The following is a 16866-nucleotide window of genomic DNA, read 5'->3' as shown; positions in this document are numbered from 1 at the left end:
ACCAATTATATAAATGATTGGTATGAGTTTAAGCTTATAAGATTTCTTTTATTACAAAGGTAAGTCAAGGCTTACCTTTTTGCTTTTTGAAGCCATTTATCTAATGAGTTTGCAAAGTTTTGTTTATCTTTATCTGAAAACTTATTAGGCCCGCCACTAATTTGCCCTATACTTCTTAATTCTTCAGCCATATTACGCATTGCTAGGCGTTGTCTTACGTTATCTGGGGTATAAAGTTCACCTCTAGGATTAAGTGCTATTATTCCTTTCTCAACTAGTTCCGCGGCGAGGGGGATATCCTGAGTCACGACTAAATCTTTTAACTCTACATGTTGACTAATGTAGTTGTCGGCTACATCAAAACCTTGTGAAACTTGTACTGTTTTTACTAGAGGTGTTCTACGAACTGGTAATGGAGAGTTCGCAACAAATACCAAGGGTGTTTGGGTCCTTGTGCTTGCTCTTAATACCATTTCTCTTACTGCCACTGGGCAGGCATCTGCATCAATCCAAATTGTCATATTTACCTCGATTTTTAAAGGCTAAATATAACAAATATTAAAGTGTTAATTAATCGTTAAATTCTAAATTAGTTATAACTAATTGAAAAATATATGGATGCTTAAAAGTTGATGTCTAAATTAATATTTTTTTTATATTAAAGTTAAATAGCTGTTGACAGCGAAATAAACCTATATATAATATTTTTTAGCTTGAAAGTTCGTTTGATATTTATGTTCTTTGTTCCGTATTTATGTACCGAATCCTATACATCATAAGTAATAGCAACACTTCTAGCCAACTGCCTTAATTTTTAAGGTTAAATTACTCAAATATATTAGGATATACACATGTCTACTACTACTGGTACAGTTAAATGGTTCAACGAATCTAAAGGTTTTGGTTTCATCGAGCAAGAAAACGGTCCTGACGTTTTCGCACATTTCTCTGCTATCGCAAGCACTGGTTTTAAAACTCTTGCTGAAGGCCAAAAAGTACAGTTCACTGTAACTCAAGGTCAAAAAGGTCCTCAAGCAGAAAACATCGTAGCTCTTTAATATTGCTTCGATGAGCATGTAAGTGCTCATTCTGATTGAAAAAAAGGTAGGTTATGACTTGCCTTTTTTTATGCGTTTATAAAAAATATATTTGTAGATTTACCCTAGTAACAACTCTCCTAAGCTACACCCAAATCAAATCATCCTAATTACATGCTTGTGTTATGTGTTAAAACATATAATCAGTAAAGCTATTGCTGCTCATTAGGATGATAGTGATTTATCACTCACTTCACTATCCAATTCAATTTTAACTTCTTTTATCATTTCTAACATTACAGATAACACAATTAATAGTGTTATACGTTTTAATTTAAACTAGCTTTTGGTTTCTCAAAAGGAAGGATTACAGTAAACACACTGCCATGGCCTATTTCACTAGATACCTTAATGTGACCTTGGTGTTGATGAATAATCGAGTAACTAATCGATAGCCCTAATCCAGTCCCTTTTCCTAGTGGTTTAGTCGTGTAAAACGGGGTGAAAATATCGTTGACTTTACTAGGATCAATACCTGTTCCTGAATCGGAAATTTGAATATACAGTTTATGATCTTGAGCGTGGGCTTTGAAAAAAACGACCTTTCTTTCCGAGGTTTCAACAGAATCCTTAGCATTAATTAAGAGGTTAACTAATACTTGCTCTATTTGTGTTTTATTACAAAATAGTAGGGGAAGCGAACTAGGGATAACTTGTCTAAGTTCTACTTGGTCCTGTTTGTATTGGTTAATAACGATTGAAATAACGTTGTTAAAGAGTCGGTTCGGCTCTTCATGCTGATAATTGTCCAATTCACTGTCACGTCCAAAACTACCTACTTGTTTAACGATATTTTCAATGCGCTCACTTTGTGTAGTGATGGCTTTAAAGCTCTTTTCAATTAAATGATAATTGCCATTTTTAATATTTTCTTGGCAAATATCGGTATGGATACAAATAACCTGTAAAGGTTGATTAATTTCATGCGCGATTCCTGCTGCAATCTCACCCAATGAAGCCAGCTTATTTGATTGGATAAGCTTAGCTTGACTACTTTTACATTCATCATCTACCTGTCTAATTAAATGCTTATTTTTAAGATCATTTTTATACAAAGTATGGTTTAACATACCCAGCTTAACGACAATAGCTGCAAGTAAAGAAACGAGTAATGATAGAATTAAAAAGAGGCCTTTTTCTTGGTGGATTATATTAGACCAAACCATTAATTTCCAAGTGTGTCCAAAAACATGAATGGTAGACTCTTTGGTAATGTTATTGATGTGCAATCTTTCAGGTAGATAATTAAATAATACAGTACCATTTTCCGATATCGCAAAAGGCTTGGTAATTTGGTAAGTGTCAAGTTTATGGTTCAATAACATACCTAATTGCATTGGGACTTCAACATAGGCGATAAGTTGGTCATTAATCACAATTGGAAACTGTAGTTTTAACTCAATATTATTATCTGGCAGATAAGATGCACGGGTAGTATAAACAAAATTCGATACCACCTGGTTTGCGTTTTTAGGTAGGTGGTCACGAGCTCGTAACTGCCTTCTTTTTTCTATCTCATTAGCGGCTTTAATTAAAGTTTGTGGAGGTAAATCAAACAGAGATTCATCGACCATGGGAAATAGCTTAATGGTTGTAAGAAATCGATTTCTATTAATCAGTAGGTTGGTGTCCATTTCCCAATGACCATTGAGATCTTCAATCGAAGTCCAATGGCTAATTAATAGCTGGATTTGTTCGGCGTTACTTTCAATGCTGTTACGAATATTAAAAGCAATGCTCTTACTTTCAAGCAATATATTTTGTTGTTGCTGTATTTTTTCTTTTTCTGTCAGGTGTACAGAAATGAAGTAAGAAAACGCTAACCCCAATAAAAAAACCAAAACACTGTATATATTTGACTTCAATTTATTTCCTTAATACACCTAATGCTAAATCCGTCTAGATTAGGCATAATACGTTAAATTTACGACATTTTAGATCAAAGCGATCATTATTGAGAATAAAAGCAAGGAATTTAAATGACAGCGTTAGGTTTTACCACAAAAATAGTGCATTCAGATCATCAGTTGGGCCTAGAAGCAGGTGCCGTTCATGCTCCAATACATAATTCTGTGCCATACGGGTTTAAAGATGTACAAGGATTGATCGATGTTTTCCAAGGGCAACCTGGCCACGCGTACGCACGATCTTCAACGCCAACCCTAGATGCTTTATGTAAAAAAATTCAAAAAATGGATAATGGTGTTGCAACCGCTGTTTTCTCTTGTGGCATGTCAGCTATCGTCGCTACGTTTTTAACTTTATTAAAATCTGGCGATCACCTTATTTGTAGCCGCTTTTTATTTGGTAATACCACTTCTTTATTAGGCACATTAGAAGGTTACGGTATTGAAGTGACTTTAGTTGATGCTACTGATGTTAATGATGTAACGGCTGCTTTAAAAAGTAATACTAAAATGGTCTTCGTAGAAACCATCGCCAACCCTGTAACTCAAGTAAGTGCACTAGATGAAATTGGCGAGTTCTGTTCAGAAAATGAGCTTGTTTATGTGATTGATAATACCATTACTTCGAGCTATTTATTCGATGCTAAAGATGTTAAAGCGAGTTTAATTGTTACTTCACTCTCTAAATATGTAGCGGGTCATGGTAATGCCATGGGCGGTTCAGTAACCGATACTGGTTTGTTTAACTGGGAAAAATACCCAAATATCTATGAAGGTTATCGTAAAGGTGACAGTAACCTATGGGGTATTAGTCAGATTAAGAAAAAAGGCTTACGTGATATGGGCGCTTGTTTAAGTTCTCAAGGAGCACACCTTATCTCTGTTGGTAGTGAAACAATGGAACTACGTATGGAGCGTCAAGCGGTGAACAGCATGGCTTTAGCTGAGTTATTACAAGCGCACCCTAAAGTCGCTAAAGTTTATTACCCTGGCTTAAGTGAGCACCCACAGCATCAACGTGCAAAATCATTATTCAGGGGGTTCGGTGCTCTTTTAAGTTTTGATTTAGTTGATGGAATTGATTGCTGCGAGTTTTTAAATAAATTAAATCTAGTGATTAGTGCAACCCATTTAGGTGATAACCGTACATTGGCATTACCTGTTGCACCTACTATCTACTTTGAAATGGGGTTACAGCTACGCCAGGAGATGGGGATTAGTGAAAACATGATCCGTTGCTCGATTGGTATTGAAAATACGGCGGATCTCATTGCTGACTTTGAACAAGCTTTAGCTTAAGCAATCAAGGGGAAACTCCTTGTTGTTTGGTGTTAATGTCGATGAAATATTCCATTGTATTGTTATTTTCTTTATTTAGCTTCTTTGCTTTGGCAAAGGAGCAACCCGTATTGCCGAATCAAGAAACTTTAAAAAGTATTGGCGATGCGTTAGCTAACTATGAGAAATGTCAGGGTTTAGCTGAGAGTGAAGGTGACTCTGTGATGGCTTATTATTATCAAGATATCAAACAAACGACATTAGCCGAAAATACTGCTTATAGTGAGGCTGAACTGGCTTATATTAACAGTGAATATGAGAAAGGGACTTTGTTGTTAAGTTATATAAACAGTGCTGGTTTATACCAGCTCTGTTTAAATCGATTCGACTCAGTATCTCGCCAATACTATAAAGCCAAGCTTAATAGCACTAAAGACTAGTAATCAGTGCTATTAAGTTCTTTGAGCTCAAAGCGAATATTTACATTATTCTTTTATTTCATCCTTTACTTCACCCCAGACTTTTGCCGGATCAACCATTTCAGCTGTTTCCATTGAGTCTGTCTCTGCAGTTTTCTTTACCGCCTCTGTTTTTGGTGCTGGAGTTTCCGGTGCTGCTTCTTTTTTTGTATCTGCTTTTTTAACTCGAATTAAATTACCCGCTAATTTATAGCTATTTAATTGTTTAATAGCCGCTTTCGCTTCACCTACTTTAGGCATCTCAACAAAAGCAAAACCTTTTGATGCACCTGTTTCTTTATCTAGAACAAGATTACAAGATTGAACGTTGCCGTACTCTTTAAATAAATTCAGTAATTTTTCTTCTGTTGTTGCTTTGGCAAGGTTACGTACTAATAATTTCATGGGAACTCACTTCATTGAATAATTTTCTATATTTTAACAGGAACTCGTATTGATTGCTGTTTAAAGGGGAAGGAATTAACAAATAGATAATAAAAATAAGCTATCAACTAATTATTAATTAATAAGAGTAGCTCATTAAGCAACTCTTGAAAAAATGGAATAGGTTGCTTTCCTCTCTTTTACTCATACTTAAGCCATTGTAGTGGTATATTCATCCCAATAAAAAGTTAAGGGAAAAGAATGGAAATATCATTACAGATCATCATGTTATTGGTTGCAGTTGCAACTCTAGCTGGCTTTATAGATGCGATGGCGGGTGGTGGAGGTTTATTAACCGTTCCTGCTTTGCTGGCTGCGGGGATTCCTCCTGCTCAAGCATTAGCCACTAATAAACTACAAAGCTCATTTGGGAGTTTTTCTGCAAGCTGGTACTTTATTCGTTCTGGAGCAGTACAGATAAAGTCGATGCGTCTATCCATTTTTTGTACTTTTACAGGAGCTGCCTTAGGTGCGATAACAGTTCAGCATGTTAATCCAGACCTGTTGATGAGTGTTATTCCAATTATGCTGATCGCCATCTCAAGTTATTTTCTTTTTTCTTCATCGATTACACCACACCCTGAAGATAAAGCGAAATTGTCAGAAGCTACTTTTGCTTTTGTGATTGGAGGAAGTATAGGCTTTTATGACGGTTTTCTCGGTCCCGGTACAGGTTCTATTTTCACTGTTTGTTTTGTTGCGATAGGCCGTTATGGTTTAGTTGCCGCAACTGCTCGTACTAAAGTATTGAATTTTACTTCTAATATTGCAGCACTGAGTTTTTTTATTTTTGCTGGGCTTCCTCTATGGGAACTGGGTTTAGCTATGGCTTGCGGTGGTTTTATTGGTGCAAGGATGGGGGCAAAAGTTGTATTAGGAAGAGGCCAAAAATTAATTCGACCTCTGGTCATCGTTATGTCAATGACGATGGCTATTAAATTACTTTGGGAACAACATTGGCAATGGCTTCAAGGAGCTTTTTAACTCGAGTATTATGATAAGTATTAGGGCGTAAGCAAAGATGGACGGGTCTGAATAGCGGCTGTAATTCAGTAAAGTTAAAGCAGTATTGCTCTTCTATTTTTAGAGTATTAACAATAGAAAGAGGCACTAAGGCTGCGGCAATACCATTTAGCGCTAGTTGAGCTGAAGCGGTATAGGAATCCATTTCCATTAGTGGCTCAATGCCAAGTGATGATAAAATATCTAACTGGTAACGGTTGGCAGGGTTAGTTAAGTCGTTTGTTAATATGTGAGTAGGTAGAGCTGATAGTGGTGTTTGACTAACTAATACAAAAGGCTCTTTCCATAGGAAAATAGCTTTAAGGCCATGATGTGGTGGTAAATGACCAGCACAAAAACCAATTGTAGCTTTACCTGATTGCACCTTTTCTATGATTCTTGGAGTGTGGTCTGTACTGATCTTTATTGATGAATCATGCTGAAAATAATCACCCATCATAGATGATAAATAACCTGCAACTAAAGTTTCTGAACAATTTAATGTGATAATAGTTTGGTCTTGTAATGCATGTTGCTCATAGATTCGTCCTTGTAATTCATGAAAAGTTGGCCCTACACTCGCGATTAATTCATTTGCTGCGGCAGTAAGACGAACATGTCGACCGTCTGGGACAATCAGCTTTTTACCTAACTTCTTTTCTAGTAATGCGATACGTTTACTGACCGCAGATTGGCTAATATATAACTGGCTGCCAACTCGGCTCATGGTTTTCTCATTGCTAAGTACCAATAATGTTTCAATCCCTTCTAGCAACATAGCTTAAAGCTTCTCCGTGGTGAATATGTTCGTTAGTTTTTATCATGCCATTAATTACGATAGTAACTTACCTTATTACAGCCGATTCAGGTAGTGACTATTTAATATGGTAAAAGCTATATTGGTAAGCGCTCGTTTATTTTTATTTATAAGCTCGTTTATCTGATTGATAATTTAAAGTGTTGATTGAAAACTATACATTAAGTAATGTCTAGATAAGAAGTGATAAACAGGTTAGATTATTTTAAGGGTAAGTATGAATATAGATTATAAGCTAAATACGGTTATCTCCGTTACGCAGTTTAAGGCGCTATTAAGTAATACTTCCTTAGGAGAAAGAAGACCCTTAGAAGATGAGGAGTGCCTACAAGGAATGCTTAATAATAGTAATCTTGTAATCAGTGCTTGGCAGGGTGAGCAGTTAATTGGCATTGCTAGAAGTGTGACCGATTTTCACTTTTGCTGTTATTTATCAGACTTGGCTGTTGATGAAAGCTTTCAACAACTTGGTATAGGCAAGCAATTACAAATTAAAACGCAACAACAGCTGGGAGCAAAATGTAAGCTAATTTTATTAGCAGCGCCAGCAGCTAACTTATATTACGAAAAAATTGGGTTTAATCATAACCCTCGCTGCTGGGTGCTAGAGCCCCATGAAACTATTGGTTAGTGCCAAAGTTTTAAATTTATTATTTTAATTTATTAATTATAACGAGTTATAAAATGGAGAAGTTAAATGGATTTAGGCGTTTGGAGTGTGTTCGTCGCGGCTTGTGTCATATTTAGTTTAGCGCCAGGCGCTGGTACTATTGCCTCAATTAATAACTCAATGATGGGGGGCTTGAAGTCTGCTTTACAAGGGCTTATTGGTTTACAGTTAGCACTAGCATTACACATCATTATCGTTTCATGTGGTCTGGGGGCTTTACTGGCTTCTTCAGCGGTGTTTTTTGAGGTTGTTAAATACACTGGTGCTGCTTATTTAATATATTTGGGTATAAAAAAGTGGCGTGATAAGGGAGTGCTCAATACTCAAGAGGTATCTAGGGGCAAAGGTTACAGCAAGTTAATAAAGCAAGGTTTTGTCGTCAACTTAATGAATCCAAAATCTATTGTTTTTCTTGCTGCATTTTTGCCTCAATTCATTAGCACACAGCAACCTTTATTTGAACAATATTCAATATTAGGCCTAACAGTAGTGAGTATCGATAGCCTAGTAATGCTTGGTTATGCTTTGTTGGGTGTTGTTATGAAACCCTATTTAACGAGCCAAAAAATAATGGAATTTGTAAATAAAGTGTTTGGTACTCTGTTCATAGGGATGGGGATCGCTTTATCTAGATCTGAAGCTTAGGTTTAAACAAAGCTAGATATCATTATTGGCAACTAGTCTATTCACAGTGAGTGATGGAGATTGGAGGGTGTTATGGTAGTAGGATATAAAATCAGTTCTGATACAAAGCAGATGGATTTATCTGACTCTTATTGGGCGAAAGGTGTTTCTTTATCGACAATGCAAACTGCGGTTAGTAACTCATTTTGCTTTGGTGTTTTTACTGATGCAGGGCAGCAAGTCGCTTTTGCGCGTATGATTACTGATTACGCAACTTTTGCTTATTTGGCTGATGTGTTTGTGTTACCCGAACATCGCGGTAAAGGGGTAAGTAAATGGCTTTTACAAACTATTATTGATGACCCAAAGTTACAGAAGTTACGTCAGGTACTACTCGCCACCAATGATGCACATAATTTATATAAACAATTTGGCTTTTCGGCCTTAGCATCACCGGCGCTTTTTATGGAATTACACCGACCTGATATTTATCAGAAAAAATGTAATACATGAAATAATATACTTAATAAAGAGTATAAAAAATCAAGTGATTAGATGATCTATTGGCAGCAATAATAAATTTGGATACGTTAGTATATTTAAAGGTAAAGCGTTAATTAAAGAGGGAATATGGAAGCATTTGGCGTAGTTAATTATATTACTTATTTTTTTGGGGCATTGTTTGTTATTTTATTACCAGGCCCGAATTCTTTATATGTTTTAGCATTGGCAGCACAACAGGGTAGACGTATAGGGTGGGCTGCAGTTGCCGCGGTATTAATTGGTGACTCGTTATTGATTATTGCTACTGCGTTAGGGGCGGTAACTATATTGACCTCTTACCCTGCTGTTTTTATGTTTATTAAATATGCGGGGGCTGGTTATCTTGTATATATAGGATATCAGTTAATTAGTGGGGCAATAAGATCTTGGCGCCAATTAGGTCAAGTTAATCTAGAGGAAACGGTTGAGATAAAAAAAACCAGTGCTTCACAAGCCTTTAGAAAAGCATTGTTAGTTAGTTTATTAAATCCCAAAGCGATTTTGTTCTTCTTATCGTTTTTTGCACAGTTTGTTGACCCCACTTACCCGCAACCTGTCGTACCTTTTTTAATACTTGCAGTCACCATTCAAGTATTTAGTTTACTGTACTTAGCGACCTTAATTTACGCGGGCTCAACATTGGCTGCTGGCTTTAGAAAACGTAAAAGAGTCAGTGCTGTTTCTGGTGGTACTGTAGGCGTCGGATTTGTTGGCTTTGCGGTTAAATTAGCGTTAGCCAGTGCCACCTGATTTTAGGGGGAAGGAGCTATACGGATTCAATATTCAATATTAAATGGTGTATCTTTTTGAACGAAATATAAACAACAAATTTATACTAATTAAGATAATAGGAAATGAATTCATCTAGGCAATTTGCTATAGTTCTGCCAAATTTATAAATCACTCATTTCGTAGAAAAAATATTGTGCGCAGTTTAATGCGCATATAAAGAGAAAACTAAATATGGCAGACGCTAAATTTCTAGAGGCAGTCAATTCTAGACGCACATTCGCAATCATCTCTCACCCTGATGCGGGTAAAACAACCATTACTGAGAAAGTATTATTATTCGGAAACGCGCTACAAAAAGCGGGTACAGTAAAAGGTAAAAAATCAGGTCAACATGCTAAGTCTGACTGGATGGAGATGGAAAAAGATCGTGGTATCTCGATCACTACATCGGTAATGCAGTTCCCATACAATGATGGTCTAGTAAACTTACTGGACACACCTGGACATGAAGATTTCTCGGAAGATACTTACCGTACGTTAACTGCTGTTGACTCTTGTTTAATGGTGATTGACGCCGCAAAAGGTGTTGAACAACGTACCATCAAGTTAATGGAAGTAACACGTCTACGTGATACACCTATTATTACTTTTATGAACAAATGTGACCGTGATACTCGTGACCCAATCGAATTGATGGATGAAGTTGAAGACGTCCTTAATATTGCTTGTGCGCCTATTACTTGGCCAATTGGCATGGGCAAAGAATTTAAAGGTGTTTACCACATTTTACGTGATGAAGTGATTTTATATGAATCAGGTCAAGGTCACACAATTCAAGAAGTTCGTATTATTAAAGGGCTAGATAACCCTGAATTAGATAAAGCCTTACCAAACCATGCCGACGATCTACGTGATGAGATGGAGTTAGTGGTAGGCGCTTCTAATGAATTTGATGAAGATATGTTTTTATCAGGTGAATTAACGCCCGTTTATTTTGGTACTGCATTAGGTAACTTTGGTGTCGACCATGTACTCGATGGATTAGTGGAATGGGCACCAAAACCATTACCACGAGCAACAGTACAGCGCGTTGTTGAGCCGACAGAAGAAGTTTTCTCTGGTTTTGTGTTTAAAATTCAAGCGAATATGGACCCAAAACATCGTGACCGTATTGCTTTCATGCGTATCTGTTCAGGTAAGTATGAAAAAGGCATGAAAATGCATCATGTGCGTACGGGTAAAATGGTCAGTATTTCTGATGCTGTAACCTTTATGGCTGGGGACAGAACAGCTTCTGATGAATCATTCTCTGGTGATATTATTGGTTTGCATAATCACGGCACGATTCAAATCGGTGATACTTTTACCGTAGGTGAAGACTTGAAATTTACTGGTATTCCTAACTTCGCACCAGAAATGTTCCGTCGTATCCGTTTAAAAGATCCGTTAAAACAAAAACAACTGTTGAAAGGGTTAATGCAGCTATCGGAAGAGGGGGCTGTACAAGTATTTCGTCCTTTACGTAGTAATGACCTGATTGTTGGTGCGGTTGGTGTTCTACAGTTTGAAGTGGTTGTACAACGTTTAAAATCTGAATACAAAGTAGATGCTATCTATGAAGGTATCAGTGTAGCAACAGCACTTTGGGTTGATTGTGAAGATCCAATTAAAATGGCTGAGTTTGAGAAAAAAGCTTACGATAACCTAGCATTAGATGGAAGTAATAATTTAACTTACGTAGCGCCTACTATGGTTAATTTAAATCTAGCGATGGAACGTTACCCAGACGTTAAGTTCCGTAAAACACGCGAACATTAATCGTTATTATTATGCGTTAAGTGTTTATAATTAAGCGTCTTCGGACGCTTTTTTTATATGCTTGGGATAATAATATGTTTATAGATAGCCATTGCCATTTAAATTTTGACTGCTTTAAAAAAGATCTTAACCATTTATTAGTTGATTTAAAGCAGGCTCATATCAATCACGTTATTATTCCTGCAACCGATGCGCAGCATTGGTCTGGTATCATTGCCCTTTGTGAACAATATCCTGAATTGTATTTTGCATTAGGCATTCATCCGCATTTTTTAACAAGTATTAAAGAGGGTGACCTTGCATTGCTTGAATCGACCCTTGATAACTTACAGCGGCAACCTGGGAGTCATTGTGTTGCTTTGGGAGAAATTGGGTTAGATAAGTTGATTGAAACTAGTATGGAAACCCAAGAGTCGCTGTTTTTAGCTCAGCTAGCCATTGCACAGCGTTTGCAACTGCCTGTTATTTTACATGTGGTAAAAACTCAATCTCGTATTTTACAGTTATTAAAACAAACAAAATTCTCATATGGTGGGGTTTACCATGCTTTCTCGGGCAGTGAAGAAATTGCTAATGAATTTATTAAATTAGGTTTTAAGTTAGGTATTGGTGGTGTGATCACTCACCCTACGGCTAAGAAAACTCAAAGTACGCTGAAAAACTTACCTTTAAGCAGTTTATTGTTAGAAACAGATGCGCCAGATATGCCTATTTATCAACAGCAAACTGTGTATAACTCACCTTTAAATATCCCCTTAATTTTTGATGCATTATGTGCTCTGCGTGAAGAGCCTCGAGACGTGATCGCACAGCAAATTTATAACAATAGCAAAAGCATTTTTTCTATAATAAATGACTAATGCCAGTAATTAGCGTAAAATAATCGCTTTTCCAAATATAGTTAGTGAAACATTTTTTCCAGAATAAGGTGATGGTTAATGACTCAATACCCAATGACAGCAAAAGGCGCTGAAATTTTACGTGCTGAATTAGAGCAGTTAAAAACAGTTAAGCGTCCAGAGATTGTACATGCTATTGCTGAAGCTCGTGAACATGGCGATTTAAAAGAAAATGCAGAGTACCATGCAGCTCGTGAGCAACAAGGTTTTTGTGAAGGTCGTATTCAAGATATCGAAGCTAAACTTTCAAATGCACAAATAATCGATGTGACTAAAATTGCCAACAACGGTAAAGTTATATTCGGTGCAACAGTGACAATTGTTAATGTTGATACTGAAGAAGAAGTGACATATCAAATTGTTGGTGATGATGAATCAGATATTAAGAGTAATCTTATCTCTATCAATTCACCGATTGCACGTGGCTTAATAGGTAAAAAATTAGACGATGAAATCTCAATTACGACACCTGGTGGCGTGATTGATTATGATATTACTAAAGTTGAATACATCGCTTAGTTCACAAAACTGAACAAAATCAAGATAATAAAAAGCCCAGATTTACTGGGCTTTTTATTTAAAATAAGATTAAAACGTAATTATTTACGTGGTAATTCTATTTTCTTAGCTTCGCTTGGGCGGTATAGAACAACAATATGACCGATTTTTGCAATCGCTAACGCTTCTGTTTCGCGTACGATAGCATCAATAATAAGTTGTTTAGTTTCACGGTCATCCGTTGCTACTTTTACTTTAATTAATTCGTGGAAGCTGATCGCATTTTCGATCTCAGCTAATACACCTTCGGTTAAGCCATTTTGTCCTAGTAGTACTACTGGTTTCAAAGGATGTGCTAAACCTTTTAAAAATTGTTTCTGTTTGTTTGATAATTTCATGCAAATATCTTTCATTAAGGGTTGAAAACGGTTCATTCTACCCTTAAATATTAACCTTTACTATTTAGATTATTATTTATCCTAATATTCGTTCGCTAAGGAAGTCATTGTGGCAAAACCAGACAGTACAAATCGTCTTAAAAAAAGTGCATCAGGCAGTTCAAAACGTTGGATGCAGGAACATGTGAATGATAAGTACGTGAAAGAAGCTAACAAGCAAGGACTTCGCTCTCGTGCCGTATTTAAACTCGATGAAATTAACGGTAAAGATAAATTGATCCGCCCTGGTATGACCGTGGTTGATTTAGGGGCTGCGCCGGGTAGTTGGTCACAATGGGCCGTTGATAAAGTAGGAATGAAAGGCAAAGTGATTGCTTGTGATATTTTACCTATGGATTCAATCGCTGGTGTGGACTTTTTACAAGGTGATTTCCGCGAGGAAGTGGTCTTAAATGCTTTATTGCAACGTATTGGGGATAATAAAGTTGATGTAGTGTTATCGGATATGGCTCCTAATATGAGTGGTAACGCAGGTATTGATCAACCTAAATCAATGTATTTGGTCGAGCTTGCTTTAGATATGTGTCGAGATGTTTTAGTGAAAGATGGCAGCTTTATCGTTAAAGTTTTCATGGGAGCAGAATACGAATCTTACCTAAGCGAAGTACGAAAATTATTCAAATCAGTTAAAACACGAAAACCCGATTCTTCAAGAGCGAGATCTCGCGAAGTTTATTTAGTGGCGACCGGTTTTAAACTGTAGTAATCTGATTTACTATTATATTATATTCATTTTAAACATGAGGTTTACATCTTGAACGATATGGCAAAAAACCTGATATTGTGGTTAGTCATCGCAGTAGTCTTAATGTCTTTATTCCAAGGCTTTGGATCAGACGATACGAATAAATCACAAATCGACTATACCAGTTTTAACAAAGAAGTAAGCCAAGGGCTGATCCAACAAGTACAAATTAATGGTCAAGAAATTAAGGGGTTAAAAAGTAATCAAACACCATTTGTTACATATATCCCAGCACCAGACTTGGATTTAGTTAACTACCTTATTAAAAATGATGTAAAGGTAGAAGGTACGCCTCCAGAGGAAACTAGTTTCCTAGCGTCTATTTTTGTTTCATGGTTCCCAATGCTGCTATTAATCGGTGTTTGGATCTTCTTTATGCGTAATATGCAAGGTGGTGGTAAAGGCGGTGCTATGTCGTTTGGTAAGAGTAAAGCCAAATTGATGAGCGAAGACCAAATTAAAACAACGTTTGCAGATGTTGCAGGTTGTGATGAAGCTAAAGAAGATGTTGTTGAATTAGTTGATTACTTAAAAGATTCAAGCAAATTCCAAAAGCTTGGTGGACGTATTCCTACTGGTGTATTACTAGTGGGTCCTCCAGGTACAGGTAAAACATTATTAGCAAAAGCGATTGCTGGTGAAGCAAAAGTACCATTCTTCTCAATTTCCGGTTCTGATTTCGTAGAGATGTTTGTGGGTGTTGGTGCTTCACGTGTACGTGATATGTTTGAACAAGCTAAAAAATCAGCTCCTTGTATTATCTTTATCGATGAAATCGATGCTGTAGGTCGCCAACGTGGCGCAGGTATGGGTGGTGGTAATGATGAGCGCGAACAAACATTAAACCAAATGCTAGTTGAAATGGATGGTTTCGAAGGCAATGAAGGTATTATCGTTATTGCTGCGACGAACCGCCCAGACGTACTTGATGCAGCATTACTTCGTCCTGGTCGTTTTGACCGTCAAGTTGTGGTTGGTTTGCCGGATGTACGTGGTCGTGAACAAATCTTAAAAGTACACATGCGTAAAATTCCATTGGACGACACTGTGAAAGCCTCTGTGTTAGCACGTGGTACACCTGGTTTCTCTGGTGCTGATTTATCAAACCTAGTGAATGAAGCTGCATTATTTGCTGCACGTGGCAATAAACGTACTGTATCAAGAGAAGACTTTGAGCAAGCGCGCGATAAAATCCTAATGGGTGCAGAGCGTCGTAGCTTAGTCATGACAGATAAAGATAAAGAGTCAACGGCTTACCATGAAGCAGGGCATGCCATTGTTGCTAAATTAGTACCACAGCATCACCCAATTCATAAAGTAACGATCATTCCGCGTGGGCGCGCTTTAGGTGTAACTCAGTTCTTGCCTGAAGGGGATCAGATTTCGCAAAATAAAGATGAGTTAGAAAGCAGTATTTCGGTTGCTTATGGTGGCCGTATTGCTGAAGAGCTTATTTATGGTGCACAAAAAGTATCAACTGGCGCATCGCAGGATATTAAACAAGCTTCGGCAATTGCCCGTGCAATGGTAACGGAATGGGGTTTCTCTGAAAAACTTGGTCCAATTCTATTAACTGGTGAGCAAGGTAGTTTACGTTCTAATGTTGTTTCGCACGAAACAGGTAAAGTTATCGATGATGAAGTAAAAGTCCTTATCGATACTAACTACAAACGTGCGTATCAGCTATTAACTGATAACATAGATATCTTACATGCAATGAAAGATGCATTGGTTAAATATGAAACCATTGATACTGATCAAGTTGACGATTTGATGGCTCGCGTTACTGTTCGTCCACCAAGTGATTGGGACGATGAGAAAGAGCTAGAGTCAGTTAAAGATCCTGTGACCGCTGACAAAGTTGAAGATTTTGTTGAGCAAGAGAAAACAGAAACGACAACGGAAACTGAATCGACAGAAAGTGAGCAAGACAAAGACAATAAATAATTATATTGTTTATACTCTCCCACTAAAAAACCTAAGCTTGCTTAGGTTTTTTTTATTAACCAATTAAGTGTAAAGCCATGATATTAACCAGCCGACATAAACACCTCGATCTTAGCCAGCCACAAATTATGGGGATTTTAAATGTAACTCCAGATTCATTCTCAGATGGCGGTAAGTTTGCGCAAGTAGAGCAAGCAGTGGAACGTGCCAAGGTGATGCTAGAGCAAGGTGCCACCATTATTGACATTGGTGGTGAGTCGACACGTCCTGGTGCCGATGATGTCGTGTTAGCCGATGAATTAGGGAGAGTTATACCTGTTATTAAAGCGATCAAGCAACAGTTAGACTGCTGGATCTCTATTGATACTAGTAAAGCAGAAGTGATGCGTGAAGCAGTAAAAGCGGGTGCTAATATTATTAATGATGTGCGAGCGCTGCAAGAAGAGGGAGCATTGGCCGCAGCAGTTGAAGCTGATGTGCCCGTTTGTTTAATGCATATGCAAGGTCAACCAAGAAGTATGCAAAGCGCGCCAGACTATAAAGACGTTGTTGCAGAAGTAAAAGCGTTTTTAGTTGAACGTAGTGAACAGTGTATTGACCAAGGTATCAAGCGAGAAAATATTATTATTGACCTAGGTTTTGGTTTTGGTAAGTCCTTACAACATAATTTTGACCTACTGAATGCTACTCAAGGTTTCATAGACTTAGGATTTCCGGTGTTAACCGGTGTTTCTCGTAAATCAATGTTTGGTCAACTACTAAATCGTGATATAAATGACCGTTTAGCAGGAAGTTTAGCTGGGGCAATGATCGCCATGCAGCAAGGCTCAAAAATTATCCGTGTTCACGATGTCCGAGAAACTGTTGATGTCATGAAAGTATTACAGCAAATAAATACCTTCAAATAGTAAAGGTATCTCCGATGATGG

The 16866-nt window shown here is 37.3% G+C and carries 19 protein-coding genes; 14 read left to right on the top strand and 5 right to left on the bottom strand.

What is annotated here, in order from left to right; translation table 11 throughout:
- Positions 1-71: 71 nt before the first annotated feature.
- Positions 72-521 carry a YaiI/YqxD family protein gene (locus tag OW492_RS11005; protein WP_290040002.1) on the bottom strand — a complete coding sequence of 150 codons (450 nt, stop codon included), beginning with the start codon at positions 519-521 and terminating at the stop codon, positions 72-74.
- A gap of 330 nt (positions 522-851) precedes the next feature.
- On the opposite strand from OW492_RS11005, the gene OW492_RS11000 reads away from it, so the two are divergent.
- The gene (locus tag OW492_RS11000; protein WP_019613006.1) at positions 852-1058 is read left to right on the top strand and encodes a cold-shock protein; all 207 of its coding nucleotides are present in this window, start codon (positions 852-854) and stop codon (positions 1056-1058) included.
- A 308-nt stretch (positions 1059-1366) separates the two neighbouring features.
- On the opposite strand, the gene OW492_RS10995 is transcribed toward OW492_RS11000, so the two are convergent.
- Positions 1367-2962, bottom strand: a complete 1596-nt coding sequence (locus tag OW492_RS10995; RefSeq protein ID WP_290040001.1) for an ATP-binding protein — start codon at positions 2960-2962, stop codon at positions 1367-1369.
- A 114-nt stretch (positions 2963-3076) separates the two neighbouring features.
- On the opposite strand from OW492_RS10995, the gene OW492_RS10990 reads away from it, so the two are divergent.
- The gene (locus OW492_RS10990; protein ID WP_290040000.1) at positions 3077-4303 is read left to right on the top strand and encodes a cystathionine gamma-synthase family protein; all 1227 of its coding nucleotides are present in this window, start codon (positions 3077-3079) and stop codon (positions 4301-4303) included.
- Between the two features lie 41 nt (positions 4304-4344).
- Positions 4345-4722 carry a hypothetical protein gene (locus tag OW492_RS10985; protein ID WP_290039999.1) on the top strand — a complete coding sequence of 126 codons (378 nt, stop codon included), beginning with the start codon at positions 4345-4347 and terminating at the stop codon, positions 4720-4722.
- Between the two features lie 45 nt (positions 4723-4767).
- Here OW492_RS10985 and OW492_RS10980 read toward each other — a convergent pair whose 3' ends face one another.
- Positions 4768-5145 (bottom strand): RNA-binding protein, encoded by a 378-nt coding sequence (locus OW492_RS10980; protein WP_354669232.1) that lies wholly within the window; start codon positions 5143-5145, stop codon positions 4768-4770.
- 240 nt (positions 5146-5385) lie between these two features.
- Here OW492_RS10980 and OW492_RS10975 point away from each other — a divergent pair, with 240 nt between their 5' ends.
- The gene (locus OW492_RS10975) at positions 5386-6168 is read left to right on the top strand and encodes a TSUP family transporter (protein WP_290039998.1); all 783 of its coding nucleotides are present in this window, start codon (positions 5386-5388) and stop codon (positions 6166-6168) included.
- Here the strand turns inward: OW492_RS10975 and OW492_RS10970 are convergent.
- Entirely contained in the window at positions 6119-6964 is an 846-nt protein-coding gene (locus tag OW492_RS10970) for a LysR family transcriptional regulator (protein WP_290039997.1), read from the bottom strand. The two genes, OW492_RS10975 and OW492_RS10970, sit on opposite strands and share 50 nt — an antisense overlap.
- A 256-nt stretch (positions 6965-7220) precedes the next feature.
- Between OW492_RS10970 and OW492_RS10965 the strand changes: the two genes are divergently transcribed.
- The 7 genes from OW492_RS10965 to greA all read left to right on the top strand — a co-directional run bounded on the left by OW492_RS10965 (position 7221) and on the right by greA (position 12808).
- Positions 7221-7634, top strand: a complete 414-nt coding sequence (locus tag OW492_RS10965) for a GNAT family N-acetyltransferase (protein WP_290039996.1) — start codon at positions 7221-7223, stop codon at positions 7632-7634.
- 66 nt (positions 7635-7700) lie between these two features.
- On the top strand, positions 7701-8318 hold the full coding sequence (rhtB, locus tag OW492_RS10960) for a homoserine/homoserine lactone efflux protein (protein WP_290039995.1): 618 nt from the start codon (positions 7701-7703) through the stop codon (positions 8316-8318).
- Between the two features lie 72 nt (positions 8319-8390).
- On the top strand, positions 8391-8810 hold the full coding sequence (locus OW492_RS10955; RefSeq protein WP_290039994.1) for a GNAT family N-acetyltransferase: 420 nt from the start codon (positions 8391-8393) through the stop codon (positions 8808-8810).
- A 117-nt stretch (positions 8811-8927) separates the two neighbouring features.
- Entirely contained in the window at positions 8928-9590 is a 663-nt protein-coding gene (gene leuE / locus OW492_RS10950) for a leucine efflux protein LeuE (RefSeq protein WP_290039993.1), read from the top strand.
- 213 nt (positions 9591-9803) lie between these two features.
- Complete coding sequence (gene prfC, locus OW492_RS10945; RefSeq protein ID WP_290039992.1) at positions 9804-11390, top strand: peptide chain release factor 3; 1587 nt, start codon at positions 9804-9806, stop codon at positions 11388-11390.
- 74 nt (positions 11391-11464) lie between these two features.
- Positions 11465-12250, top strand: a complete 786-nt coding sequence (locus OW492_RS10940) for a TatD family hydrolase (RefSeq protein WP_290039991.1) — start codon at positions 11465-11467, stop codon at positions 12248-12250.
- A 78-nt stretch (positions 12251-12328) separates the two neighbouring features.
- Positions 12329-12808, top strand: coding sequence for a transcription elongation factor GreA (greA, locus tag OW492_RS10935; RefSeq protein WP_290039990.1), 480 nt, complete (start codon positions 12329-12331; stop codon positions 12806-12808).
- An 80-nt stretch (positions 12809-12888) separates the two neighbouring features.
- Here greA and yhbY read toward each other — a convergent pair whose 3' ends face one another.
- Complete coding sequence (gene yhbY / locus OW492_RS10930) at positions 12889-13185, bottom strand: ribosome assembly RNA-binding protein YhbY (RefSeq protein WP_113818288.1); 297 nt, start codon at positions 13183-13185, stop codon at positions 12889-12891.
- Positions 13186-13294: 109 nt separating this feature from the next.
- Here yhbY and rlmE point away from each other — a divergent pair, with 109 nt between their 5' ends.
- The 3 genes from rlmE (at position 13295) to folP (ending at position 16845) form a co-directional block, all read left to right on the top strand.
- Entirely contained in the window at positions 13295-13948 is a 654-nt protein-coding gene (gene rlmE, locus OW492_RS10925; protein ID WP_113818231.1) for a 23S rRNA (uridine(2552)-2'-O)-methyltransferase RlmE, read from the top strand.
- A gap of 51 nt (positions 13949-13999) precedes the next feature.
- Complete coding sequence (ftsH, locus tag OW492_RS10920) at positions 14000-15937, top strand: ATP-dependent zinc metalloprotease FtsH (protein ID WP_290039989.1); 1938 nt, start codon at positions 14000-14002, stop codon at positions 15935-15937.
- Positions 15938-16014: 77 nt separating this feature from the next.
- Positions 16015-16845, top strand: coding sequence for a dihydropteroate synthase (gene folP, locus OW492_RS10915; protein WP_290039988.1), 831 nt, complete (start codon positions 16015-16017; stop codon positions 16843-16845).
- Positions 16846-16866 lie beyond the last annotated feature (21 nt).

It is taken from the genome of Psychromonas sp. 14N.309.X.WAT.B.A12 (assembly GCF_030397575.1).
Lineage (GTDB): Bacteria > Pseudomonadota > Gammaproteobacteria > Enterobacterales > Psychromonadaceae > Psychromonas.
This window is presented reverse-complemented; position numbering and strand designations above follow the sequence as displayed.